The organism is Mucilaginibacter arboris, assembly GCF_009754915.1.
Classification (GTDB): Bacteria; Bacteroidota; Bacteroidia; order Sphingobacteriales; family Sphingobacteriaceae; genus Mucilaginibacter_A; species Mucilaginibacter_A arboris.
Window position 1 is genome coordinate 122,002 of record NZ_WPIK01000007.1, and the last position, 12,197, is coordinate 134,198.

The 12,197-nt window shown below is 37.0% G+C and carries 14 protein-coding genes; 8 read left to right on the forward strand and 6 right to left on the reverse strand.

The window, feature by feature from the left end:
• Positions 1-69: 69 nt before the first annotated feature.
• The 5 genes from GO621_RS09335 to mnmE all read right to left on the reverse strand — a co-directional run bounded on the left by GO621_RS09335 (position 70) and on the right by mnmE (position 5,824).
• Positions 70-321, reverse strand: a complete 252-nt coding sequence (locus GO621_RS09335) for a hypothetical protein (RefSeq protein ID WP_157566326.1) — start codon at positions 319-321, stop codon at positions 70-72.
• Positions 314-1,366, reverse strand: coding sequence for a PDDEXK nuclease domain-containing protein (locus GO621_RS09340; protein ID WP_157566328.1), 1,053 nt, complete (start codon positions 1,364-1,366; stop codon positions 314-316). The genes GO621_RS09335 and GO621_RS09340 overlap by 8 nt, the downstream gene beginning before the upstream one ends.
• Complete coding sequence (locus tag GO621_RS09345; RefSeq protein WP_157566330.1) at positions 1,359-3,086, reverse strand: restriction endonuclease subunit S; 1,728 nt, start codon at positions 3,084-3,086, stop codon at positions 1,359-1,361. The genes GO621_RS09340 and GO621_RS09345 overlap by 8 nt, the downstream gene beginning before the upstream one ends.
• Before the next feature lie 148 nt (positions 3,087-3,234).
• The gene (locus GO621_RS09350) at positions 3,235-4,338 is read right to left on the reverse strand and encodes a Fic family protein (RefSeq protein WP_157566331.1); all 1,104 of its coding nucleotides are present in this window, start codon (positions 4,336-4,338) and stop codon (positions 3,235-3,237) included.
• 91 nt (positions 4,339-4,429) lie between these two features.
• Positions 4,430-5,824, reverse strand: coding sequence for a tRNA uridine-5-carboxymethylaminomethyl(34) synthesis GTPase MnmE (gene mnmE / locus GO621_RS09355; protein WP_157566333.1), 1,395 nt, complete (start codon positions 5,822-5,824; stop codon positions 4,430-4,432).
• Between the two features lie 323 nt (positions 5,825-6,147).
• Here mnmE and GO621_RS09360 point away from each other — a divergent pair, with 323 nt between their 5' ends.
• The 3 genes from GO621_RS09360 (at position 6,148) to GO621_RS09370 (ending at position 8,552) form a co-directional block, all read left to right on the forward strand.
• Positions 6,148-6,948, forward strand: coding sequence for a CHAD domain-containing protein (locus tag GO621_RS09360; RefSeq protein WP_157566336.1), 801 nt, complete (start codon positions 6,148-6,150; stop codon positions 6,946-6,948).
• A gap of 219 nt (positions 6,949-7,167) precedes the next feature.
• Positions 7,168-7,650, forward strand: a complete 483-nt coding sequence (locus tag GO621_RS09365; protein WP_157566338.1) for a CYTH domain-containing protein — start codon at positions 7,168-7,170, stop codon at positions 7,648-7,650.
• Positions 7,651-7,712: 62 nt separating this feature from the next.
• Positions 7,713-8,552, forward strand: a complete 840-nt coding sequence (locus GO621_RS09370; protein ID WP_198170194.1) for a sugar phosphate isomerase/epimerase family protein — start codon at positions 7,713-7,715, stop codon at positions 8,550-8,552.
• Between the two features lie 68 nt (positions 8,553-8,620).
• On the opposite strand, the gene GO621_RS09375 is transcribed toward GO621_RS09370, so the two are convergent.
• Positions 8,621-8,833, reverse strand: a complete 213-nt coding sequence (locus GO621_RS09375; RefSeq protein ID WP_157566340.1) for a hypothetical protein — start codon at positions 8,831-8,833, stop codon at positions 8,621-8,623.
• A gap of 118 nt (positions 8,834-8,951) precedes the next feature.
• Between GO621_RS09375 and GO621_RS19210 the strand changes: the two genes are divergently transcribed.
• From GO621_RS19210 to GO621_RS09390, 5 genes are all read left to right on the forward strand, one after another.
• A complete protein-coding gene (locus tag GO621_RS19210) occupies positions 8,952-9,074 on the forward strand; it encodes a hypothetical protein (RefSeq protein WP_262884988.1) in 123 nt (40 codons plus the stop codon).
• 106 nt (positions 9,075-9,180) lie between these two features.
• Complete coding sequence (locus tag GO621_RS09380; protein ID WP_157566342.1) at positions 9,181-9,945, forward strand: ThuA domain-containing protein; 765 nt, start codon at positions 9,181-9,183, stop codon at positions 9,943-9,945.
• A 425-nt stretch (positions 9,946-10,370) separates the two neighbouring features.
• Positions 10,371-10,832 carry a PIN domain-containing protein gene (locus GO621_RS09385; RefSeq protein WP_157566344.1) on the forward strand — a complete coding sequence of 154 codons (462 nt, stop codon included), beginning with the start codon at positions 10,371-10,373 and terminating at the stop codon, positions 10,830-10,832.
• Positions 10,822-10,971 (forward strand): hypothetical protein, encoded by a 150-nt coding sequence (locus GO621_RS18795; protein ID WP_198170195.1) that lies wholly within the window; start codon positions 10,822-10,824, stop codon positions 10,969-10,971. Before GO621_RS09385 ends, GO621_RS18795 begins: the two co-directional genes overlap by 11 nt.
• 121 nt (positions 10,972-11,092) lie before the next feature.
• Entirely contained in the window at positions 11,093-12,148 is a 1,056-nt protein-coding gene (locus GO621_RS09390) for a nucleoid-associated protein (RefSeq protein ID WP_157566346.1), read from the forward strand.
• Positions 12,149-12,197 lie beyond the last annotated feature (49 nt).

Consider the following 12,197-nt stretch of genomic DNA (forward strand, 5'->3'; position numbering starts at 1 on the left):
TATCATTTGTTTTGATGCCAGGTTAGATGCAAAAACATCTTTTATCTTTTAGAATAATAATCTGTTCGTCTATAAAGTTGTGGGTGTGTATGTATGATAGATAGTTTTTTCTATCACCGCCAATACTTCACCGTTCAAATCTTGCAATACAATATCCGGCCGTATATTTTTTAAGGTAGGATAATCCTGTTTTAAGTTTTCGGGGATATCATAAATCTGTTGATACAACAAAGTGTCGCCAACTTTCCAGCCATATTCACTTACTAAACGTTGAATAATGGGTAAATCAGTAGAAGTTGCTTCGTTAATTTTTTTAGCCATTATTCTGATCAGCATTTTGGATTAACCTATTTTTTGCCCTTTCGATAGACTGATGAAGTTTGGTTTCTAATAATTTCTTTTCGGGCAATTCTGTAAGATAATCCGCAACTCGGATGTTGCTTTTTTCCAATTGCATCAACTCTACATGCTCTTCATTTTTATGTGTGCAAAGTATTAAGCCAATTGGTGGATTTTCACCTGCTACTTTTTCGTATTTTTCTAACCAGCGTAAATACAGTTCTACCTGGCCTTTATCTGCTGCGGTAAACTTGCCGATTTTTAATTCTATTGCTACTAAGCATTTTAACCTTCGATGGTAAAAAAGCAAATCAATATAGTAATCTTCATTGTCAATAGTAATGCGTTTTTGCCTTGCCATAAAAGCAAAATCACTACCTAACTCAACAATAAATTCCTGTAATTCGGCCAGGACTGCCGATTCTAAATCTTTTTCGGAAAAATTGTTTTTTAAACCTAAGAAATCTAAAAAGTAAGGGTCTTTAAATACCAAATCCGGGCTTAGTTTTGCTTCGTTTTTTAATGCCTCAATATCATTTATTATTGTTTCTTCCGGTCTTTTGCTTATCGCAGTCCTTTCAAAAAGCATAGAATTAATTCGGTTTTCAAGAGTTCTTGTACTCCACTTTTCCATACGGCACATCTCGATATAAAAATTCCGTTTTATGGGATTATCCATATAAATAAGCATTCTCAAATGAGTCCAGCTAAATTCTATACGCAGTGCGTATACAATTTGCTCGTCAGGGAAAACAGTTGCAAACTGCATACATTGCCTCAATTGTTTCTCTCCCCAGCCTCTTCCATAATCTTCGGTTAATTGCTGTGCCAATGATCGTACAATCTGTTTGCCGTATTCTGCCCTTTCATTGCCTAATATTTCATCATTGATACGTTTGCCCACATGCCAATACAACAAAGTAATTTCGGCATTTACAGTTACTGCCACATTTTGCCGGCTTTGCGCAATAAGCTGTTTTAGCTCATTTCCTAATTGCAGGCCAGTGCTTTCTATTTTATTATCCAACTTCTTCTGCCTCCATTGCTACAGGTTCTACCGTTTCAATGCCCCAAACATCTGCTAATATTTTATTAATTTTCTTTTCTGCATCGACTTTCATTTTGCTAATCCCATTTAATATTTGCAGTTGAGAATTTAGCTCTAAAATAATTTGACGTTGGGAATCAATATCAGTAATCGGAATTTTGAGTTTTCTTATTTGATCAAAATTTAGTCCTTGTCTTGATGAACCTATTTGAAGCTTATCAATCTGACTTTGTAAATTAGGAGTATCCAAAACAGAGGATAAATACTCTGGTAATAATGTTTTATTTGTTCTTAAAATAGCAACGTGTTGGTTAACATTTGCCTCTAAATCTTCATACATTACAGCACTTCTTCCAGTTGAAGCACCAGTGATATTTAAAAACACGTCGCTTTTTTTGACTTGTGTTCTTTTCATTTTTGCATGAACTTCTTTAGAAATTAATACAGCATCAGAAAAATCTAAAACACCGTTAGCATCAATATAAACATTTGAGCCACCAAGAGGAGTTGCACAGCTTGAAACAAATAATAAGTGTTTGTCAAGTTCTGAAAAAGGTAAATTTGTAAAAACCGTTTCATCGATCCCCCAATTTTTTAATACTTTTTCAGCTCCTTCAATTATCGCTTTTTGCTTTTCGATTTGTGCAACAATAGCTTTTTGTTCATTAATAGAAGGCAAAGGAATTTCCCAAGATTTCATATCTTCAAACTTAAAGTTTATTCTTACACCGCCATTAGCTTTATCATTTACATAACCTAAAAAGCCTTTACTTTTAAAAAGCGCATCCAAATATTTTGGATTAAGTTCATCTTCTTTACAAGCGAAAACAATATATGCACCGCTTATGATTTGATTGTCGTAATCATTCGTATTTAAACCAATGCTACCTACATTTATTCTGTAAGGGTTGCAGCAAAACTCATTTTTAGCTACTACAAAATAGCTTTGGTTCGTTTCTTCTGCTTGCAGTTTTTCATTTAAGAAAATTCCAACCTCGTTGCTTACTCCAAGAACTTCATAATTTACATCAGAATTTTGGGAAGGTTTAACTTTATGTTCATTCAATATCAAATAGTCTTTCAACTTAACCATTGGATATTTTGCACCACTTTTCAATACTTCTTTTATCACATAAATTTCTTTATGTTCTGCAATGAAATCAATAGGTACATCGCCCAGCAAATCTGTTTTTAATAAACGTAATTCTTCAATATCGTTTGCTACAATGCTTATTACTTCGCCAAGATTTCCGGTATTTACGTTATTGGTAAAGTTTGAATTATTGAAAACTTCCTCGATTAAAACTAATTGGTCTTGTACTTTTTGTGGTAAATTTCCTTCAAATACTTGTCTCGCAATGTGCTGAATGCTTGAATAAAATGGAAAGAAGTTATCGTTAAGTTCAGATAAAATTTGTTCGTTAGAAACGGTTGGTAAATAAGAAAATAAACGGTTTTCATTTGTTTCTTCTACTCCTGTTTTTGGGTTTTTCCAAATATTATCTTTAGAGAAAAGCTTTCGAAGTGGCTTAAACTCATCGTCCTGCTTTATTTTAGTTTCAAAAATTTTTAGAAGAAGTAATTCGATTATATATTCTACCCGTTGTGCTGGTGTTCCTGCCGGACGAAGTTTATTATGCAGCTTTTTTAAAGCGTTATTAGTTTTATTATCTGCGTAATGTACTGTTGATCGTCCCATAATTTATAGAGATCGAAGTTAATAATATAACAGAATTTTATGAGACGGTTTTGATATCTATTTTGTATTATATCGCATGATCAGCTTGTTAACAATAGGCAATGTCCGATTAAAATAATTACCAATTGTAATAAGTGAACCAATTTACCTAAAAACCCAACCCATACCTAACCGATCTTCCTGCTCCTTCCACAACCAAAGCGCCAATTTCATACAAGTACTGCAAATCGCGCGTTGCTGTAGCTTTAGAAGCACCAGTTATTGCCATATATTTTTTTGCAGTCATTCCGCCTTCAAATCCTTCTGCTCCTTTATCAAGCATTTTATTAACCGCTTTTAGCTGCCGGTCGTTCAATTGATTTTTATATTGCTCAAAATACCGGGCTTTTTTTAAAGAGAATTGAACCATTAATTTGGCATCCACTTGTGCTTCCAGCGTAACCGTAGCAAAATATTTTATCCAGTCGGTAATCTCTAAGGTACACTGGGCTTTTTTCAGTTCTTCGTAATACGCTTTTTTGTTTTTCTCTATGGTTTTAGAAAGGCTAAGCATAACAGGCCTTTTTAAGGATTGCGACAAAGCTTTTTCTGCTATTGCGCGGCCAATCCGGCCATTACCATCTTTAAAAGGATGAATGGATTCAAAATACAAATGGGCAACAGCAGATTTTAATAGCGCCTGGGCAACATCTCCTTCTGTTTCAGAAGCAGCAAGATTAAACCAAGTCAAAAATTTTTCCATTTGACTGGGCACTTTTGAGGAAGGAGGCGCTTCAAAGTGAACCGTTTCGCTACTATAAGCACCGGAAACCACTTGCATAGTTGCTGTCCCTTTCCGCCATTCCCCGGCTTTTATATGGCTTGAGCCTGTCATCAAAAATTTGTGCCATTGTTTTAGCATTGCTGTACTTAATGGTTCCTGAAAAGATTTTCTGACTTCTACCATTAGCTGAGCTACTCCGGCTGCTTGCAGATCTTTAACAGGAACAAGTGTTTCATTCAATCCCAGGTTATTTCTGATAGATGATATTACATCCTCCCTGCTTACAAACTCGCCTTCTATTTCTGAAGTTTTAACTGCTTCAGCAAGCATGAGCTGCAATAATGTTTCTTGCTGCAAATTATCTGGTAGCGCTTGTACAATGCCATTCACCTCGCCTGTTTCATGCGCAAAACGAACAACCAAATGTTGGATTTCTTTTAAATTATAAGTAAAATTTGGCCAGCCTTGAATTTGCCAGTTATACAACATGAGCCGATTGCATTTATTAATTGGCTCAAATATAATAAAATAATGAGCCGATTAATTATTTAATCGGCTCATTATTTTATTATATGCTAAGTTACTTTCCGATACAAAACCGGCTAAAAATATTCTCCAGCAAATCGTCCGTCGTAACCGTACCGGTAATCTCGCCCAGATAATACAAAGCCTGTTTAATGTCCATCGCTAAAAAATCAGAAGTTACCGGGTTTTCCATGCCGTATAAAACACGTTCTAAAGATTCCTGGGTTCTTTGCAGGGCTTCCAAATGGCGGATATTGGTAATAACCGTTTCTTCGCCGGTTAAACGGCCTTGAATGGCAGTGTCATAAATCAGTTGTTTCAATTCATCGATGTGTTGTTTTTCTTTGGCAGAAATTTCTAAGTATTTTATTGCTTCCGAAGAACCAAACGTAATGCTTCTTTTAACAGGCAAATCTATTTTATTAGCAATGGCAAGGGTTGGAATTCCTGGCCGTTGTAAACTTTCGATATCGCTTTTGAGTTCTGCTTCGGATAATTCGTTCACATCAAAAACATAAACCAATAAAGCAGACGTGCTAATTTTATCCATCGTTTTTTGCACACCAATCGCCTCAATTGCATCAGTTGCTTCGCGGATACCTGCTGTATCAATCAACCTAAAATTAACGCCGTTAATGTTTAAAATTTCTTCAATCGTATCACGTGTGGTTCCGGGAATTGGGCTGATAATGGCGCGGTCTTCATTCAGCAAAGCATTTAATAAGGTTGATTTTCCGGCATTTGGCCTTCCGGCGATAACGGTGTTTACGCCTTGTTTAATTACGTTTCCAAGTTCAAAAGAACGGACCAGCTCAAAAATGACTTTGTTGATTTCCAGGATGAGGCTTTTTAACTGATCGCGGTTGGCAAACTCTACATCTTCTTCACCAAAATCCAGTTCGAGTTCAATCAGCGAAGCAAAATGAATTAACTGGTCGCGCAAAACCTGCAACTGGTTGCTAAAGCCGCCGCGCAGTTGCTGCATGGCAATTTGGTGCGAAGCTTTAGAATCGGAAGCAATCAAATCGGCAACGGCTTCGGCTTGCGATAAATCCAATTGTCCGTTTAAAAAAGCACGTAAGGTAAATTCGCCCGGTTTGGCTGCGCGTGCCCCTTTTACCATCAATAATTTAATAATGGATTGAATGATATAAGGCGAGCCGTGACAACTTATTTCCACCACGTTCTCTTTGGTATAAGATTTTGGGGCGATAAAAAGCGAAACCACTACTTCATCCAGAACCACTTCGCCATCTGCAATAAAACCAAAATGAAGCGTGTGCGAAGCTTGTTTCAACAGGTTTTTGCCCTTAAAAACAGTATGGACAATTTGGATAGCCTGCGGACCGGAAAGCCGGATAACGGCAATAGCGCCCGCACCGTTTGCGGTAGCTAAGGCAACAATAGTATCTTCTGTTTGGATTGGTGTTGAAGTGCTTTCATTTATCATCGGCACAAATTTCGCGAAATGATTTGATTTAGTAATTTGACAATCCGCTAAGATTACAATATTAGGGCAAACGTAGCTTTAGAGGCCAAATGAATTATGTTAACTGCCCGGACAAAACCGGCCGTATTAAAAGTTTGGGCAGATGCTTTTTTTATGCCGGTAAAAAGAGTATCTGCAAAAATATAAATGCCGAAATTTAAGTGGTAAAAGAAGTATTACCAGATATTTAACCCTGCATTATTCATTTTTTAAAAATCATTTACCGATAGATTCTGTTTAAAGTATAGGTTAATTTGTTGTATTTTAAAGGAGATGATGAGACGATGAAAAAAAAGGAAGAGATCAACCAGTTGGATAAGCTTTGGAAAAATATGAAAAAGCCTTTAAAAGCTTTTTTAGCTTCCGGAAACCAGGAAGATTTACATCAGTTCAGGGTGAATGTAAAAAAGTTAAAAGCCCTGTTAACGCTATATGCGTTCGCCCCGGATAGCAAAGATCTTTTAACGCATTTTAAACCGGTTAAAAAGATTTTCAGAAAAGCAGGAGATATCCGCAGCGCTTACATCAACCTCAAATTGGCAAAAGAACATCAGCTTAACAACCAGGAATTTAATGATCATCAGCAGCAAATACTGGATAAAGGTACCGGAGAGTTTAAAAAGAAAGGCAGCAAGTATTTAAAGCAGCTCAAAAAAGCGCATATAGCGCTGCAAAATAATATCCAGCCTTTACAAAACCGTACCATTCGTCATTTTTATAAGGATAAAATTACCCAAATCGAAAGTTTTTTTGCAAACCCTGCTTTTAACGATGAGCTGCATAATGCCCGGAAAAACATCAAGCTGTTAACCTACAACCAGAAAGTGGCAGCTAAAGCATTGAAAAATAAAGTGGCGGTAAAGCAGTCTTACCTCGATCAGTTGCAGGAAATTATTGGCAACTGGCACGACCATAATGTAGCGATTGAAGTTTTAGACGGCACCGGAAAAGCAGGCGATAACGCAATTAACAACATCAAGGCCAGCAATGCCGGTTTAGAAAAAACGATTACCGAACAAGGGAATAATTTTAGGGAAAAGGTTAGTGCCGGCAAAGAAATACCGGTTAAAAATCAGCCGCAATAATCTAATAATTGTTTAAACTTTCGGCTGCTTTTGAATTTGAACAATCCTTCGATATGCTCAGGCTCGGCACTCATGCTTCTTTTACCAGGTAAAAATTGGTGTTTACATTTAATCAATCTAAAAAATGATTAACATTTTTAGGCGATAAAAGAAGCATCAACCCAAAAAGGAAAGCCAGAAAAAAGTTTAAACAACTGCGTATTTAAAAAAGCAATAAACATGGGTTTAGAGATAGAAAGAAAGTTTTTGGTTGATCCAGAAAAGTGGGAACAATTTAACAAGCCCGAAGGCAAAGCTTACCGGCAAGGCTATCTGGTAAACGAAAAAGAAAAAACTGTACGCATCAGGATTGCAGGCGATCAGGCTTTTATCACCGTAAAAGGGGCAACAGAAGGTTTCACGCGGAAAGAATACGAGTATGAAATCCCGCTTCGGGATGGAAAAGAGTTATTGGAAAACTTTAAGCTGACCGGGACTTCCAAAACCCGTTACCGCATACCGCTGGGCGGAAAAGTTTGGGAAGTGGATGTGTTTGGCGGAGAAAACGAAGGTTTGATTGTGGCAGAAATTGAACTGAAAAGCGAAAGCGACCTGTTTGAAAACCCCGGTTTTTTACTGGAAGAAGTAACTTATGATCCAAGATATTACAATTCTAATCTCGCCACAAATCCTTATTCTAATTGGAAAGGAGGAACAAAATAATATTCTGATGCTGTTTTTATCGGCATAAAAATAGCATCTTGCAGTACCAATTCAAACCAACTATGAAACTGCAAACACGAAGAAACTTTATCAGATCAACCGCTATGCTTACTGCCGGTGCCGCCTTATATTCTTTTCCTGCTGCTGCCATGCCGGTAAAAAATGCAGGCATCCAATTATATTCTGTACGAAAAGATATGCTGGCCGATGCAACCGGAACGTTGAAAAAACTGGCTGCCATCGGCTATAAAAACCTCGAATCTGCCGGAAGCGAAAAAGGCAGTTACTACGGTTTGCAGCCCAAAGAATTTAAAAAAATTGCTTCGGATTTAGGGATGAGGTTATTGAGCGGACACGTACACATCGACCCAAAAAACTGGCAAAAAACAGTAGATGAAGCTGCCGAAGCCGGTCAAACTTACCTCATTTGTTCTACCATGCCTTCTAACGGACAAACCGTTAGCAATTACAAGCATTGCGCAGATATTTTTAACCAATCTGCTGAAATTGCCCAGAAATCCAACTTAATCTTTGGTTACCACAACCACGAATACGAGTTTGAAAAAGAGAACGGGCAGGTTTTGTACGATGTTTTGTTAACGGAAACAGACCCTAAAAAAGTAATTTTTGAAGCGGATCTGGGCTGGATGATCCTTTCTGGTAATGATGCAACTGCTTACTTTAATAAATATCCGGGCCGTTTCCCGCTGTGGCATTTAAAAGATATGAGCAAAACGTTAAAACACAGCACCGAATTTGGTAAAGGCGATATTGATTTGAAAGCTTTATTGGCACAAGCCAAACAAGCCGGCATGAAAAATTACTTTGTAGAGCAGGAAGAATATACGCTGGAACCGTTGGCTGCCATGCAATATGACCTGGATTATCTGAAGAAGTTGTAAGCCAATGCTTCTTTTACCACCTAAAAATCATGGGCCACATTAAACTTCCTGCACCATCAGGCAAATTTTTACTTTTTCCCCTGCGCTTTTTTTTCTATGGAGTTTGCATACATCACCACACCGGCGCCAAAAACAATCAGGCCGCCAAAAAATATCGCTGCATTGGCCGAAACTCCATTGTTGGAATCAGCAGGGTTAAAAGAATGGGCAGGTGTTAAAATTACCGTACAAGCAAGGATCAGGATACCAATAAATCCAACAAGAAGGCCTAAAGTTTTCATAAAAATGTTTTAACTGCAGCAAATATAATTATGTTTTTATGATTTTTATGGTCTGTTTGGTATAGTCGGCCAAAAATATTATTTAAAAAAGGATGAGAAGCTTAAAACAACAATCAGCATGAAAAATTTTTTATTGTGCAGCAAGAATATAATTTGTGCCTTTGGCTGCATGCAATATGACCAGTATTATCTGAAGAAGTTGCAAGCCAATGCTTCTTTTACCGGTACTATTTTGGGATAAAAATAGGATGCAGGTAATCCATCCTGAAAAACTCAAAAATTAAATTAAGCGAAAATCTTGCTGTTAAATTTCATTAATTTCACTATTCTTAAATTCAATTAACCTCATGAAACCTTTCAAACTTTTTCTTGCTGTTTTTATGCTGCAATTAACTTTTGCTTTTACAGCAACAGCGCAAAAGCAGTTTAAAGTATTATTGGTAACCACCACCAGGGGCTGGCACCACGAATCTATACATGCAGGCGTATTGGCCCTGCAACAATTAGGTGTGCACAATTATTTTGATGTGGTTTTGTGGGAAGACCCTAACGGATTTACCGATAAATACCTGGAGCAGTTTCAGGCCGTGATTTTTTTAAATACCACAGGAGATATTTTTGATGCCAACCAGCAAAAAGTAATGGAACGCTTTATCGAATCCGGTAAAGGATTTGTAGGCATTCACAGTGCATCCGATACAGAGTACGATTGGGAATGGTACACCAAGCTGGTTGGCCGGATGTTCCATATTCATCCAACGGTGCAAACGGCTAAAATGAAAGTGCTCGACCCCAAGTTCCCAGGTTTGCAAGGTTTTGCTGACGGTAAACTATGGACGGAGGAATGGTATGAATTTGGCCCTGAAAAAGTTTCGGGCTTAAATTATATTTTGGGCGTAGATGAATCTACTTATAACCCAAAAGCCGACTGGGGCGCGCGGGGAAAAGGCGAAGGAATGGGAAAATTACATCCGCTTGCCTGGTACCACAATTATGATGGCGGCAGGGCTTTTTACACCGCTTTAGGCCATTTGCCAACCAACTTTAGCGAACCTGCTTTTCTGGACCATTTATATGCGGGGATTTTGTGGGCAGCTACCGGGAAAAAATAGTTGGCAGCGGCTGTTGTTATAATTTGTATAATTTGAAAAAGAAGTTGTTTGAACATTTTTTTTGGCCTTCTTTTTTGGGTTGATGCTTCTTTTATCACCTAAAAATGTAACCATCATTTTTTGGATTGATTAGATGTAAACACCAATTTTTACCCGGTAAAAGAAGCATGGGCGCCGATCTTGAGCATATCGAATCCTGAACATATCGAAGGATTGTTCAAATTGAAAAGGAGCCTAAAAGTTTAAACAACCTCAAAGTTAGAGTAAATAAAATTGCAGTATTGGGAATGAAAAGTATTTACAAGATAACTTATCACAACGATAAAATAGATGTGAAAAGGTTTTACACAACATGTATTTTAAATTATAATATTAATTTGTAAAGAAAATATAATTGATTAATTTGGTTATCCAATTTCTGTTTAATGCGGCCAAGAATTTACATAGATACTTCTGTTATTGGTGGATATTATGGTGAAGAATTTGAGGATTCAACAAAGCGTTTATTCGACAGGATTTACAACAAAGATTTTGATGTTTATTTTTCGGAAGTTAATGAAACGGAGCTAAGCCTTGCGCCTCAACATATTCAAAATGTGAAAAATTTTAGTCCTGTAGAATGTTATCATTATGTTGATCTTAATTCTGATGCAAAAATACTTGCTGAAACTTACATTTTTGATAAGGCTTTAGGTAAAGCAAGTACAAATGATGCTTATCATATTGCAATTGCATCTGTAAACAGATTAGATTGTTTGGTAAGCTGGAACTTTAAACATATTGTTAATTTTGATAAGATTAAACAGTTTAATTCGATTAATTTAAAATTAGGCTATCCTTTAATTGATATCAGAACTCCTTTAGAATTTTTAAAATATGAAGACTAAAACAGAAAAAACATTTGATACAGTTGCATTTTTTAGGGCAATCAAAGAAAAGTTAGCAGCAAGGATGGAAGGTATGACTTTAGAGCAGCAGAAAGATTTTATGCGAAAAGTTAGAGAAGGGGAAATAAAAATTGCATAGAAATTTCTTTCAAAACATATTGATTTTTATCCCTTAAAAGCAGCATTTATACAAAACCCTGCAATCTTACCTCAACAACCAAACCCAAACCCCTAATTTCGCAGCAGCTAATGCTGTTTTTATGATCTCTTTTTTTGAAGCTTCCCTTGCCCAACTTTCCATCCACCGCGTGGGCAATAAATTGCAGGATGAATTTTATGTTTTATCGGAAGCGCCCGTTCCGAAGTTGGACGAAACGCTGAACAAACTATTGATGCAGTACTTTTTAAGTCCGTATGAAAAGGTGAACGAACGCTATCGCCTGCATCATTCCAGCGGGGATTTAAACCTGAACGAAGTTTATCATTTTGTATCTGCTATTTTTGAGCAGCCTGAAAACTTCCACCAAAACAGCGAGCAGTTGGCTAAATATTTATACGATGTTTCCAATCACCCCAAAATCAAATCTGGTGAATTGTATGTGGCTTTGTTTAAAGATTTACAATTGGACGGCGAACTGCTGGATGCCATTGGCATTTTTAAATCGGAAACAAAAGAAACCTATTTAAAAGTTTACCCTGAGCAAAGCGGTTTTGGCCTGAGTTATGAGCAGGAAGCCATTAATATCAGCAAATTGGATAAAGGCTGTTTGATCTTCAATACCGAAAAGGAGCAAGGTTACCAGGTTGCCGTAATCGATCAAACCAACCGCAACACCGAAGCGGTTTACTGGAAAGATGATTTCCTGAAACTGAAAATCCGCAATGATAATTACAACCAGACGCAGCAGGTTTTGGGCGTTTACAAAAGTTTTGTAACGAATAAACTGGACTCAGAATTTGAAGTTTCTAAAGCAGATAAAATCGATCTGCTGAATAAATCCATCAATTACTTTAAAGAAAAAGAACAGTTTGACCTGGAAGAATTTTCCAAGGAAGTCATTGGCAACGAACAAGGCATCGCTTCATTTTTAGATTATAAAAAGAGCTTTGAAGAAGAATTTGAAACGCCGGTCGATGATTCTTTTGCTATTTCTGATGCGGCCGTTAAAAAGCAATCGCGCGTTTACAAAAGCATTTTAAAGCTGGATAAGAATTTTCATGTTTATATTCACGGCCGTAAAGAACTGGTAGAAAAAGGTTTTGATGATGATAAAGGCATGAACTTTTACAAGCTGTATTTTAAGGAGGAAGCGTAAAAATTAAACAACTGCTTGGGGTTTTTAGGGTAGAAGTGAAGTTTTCGTT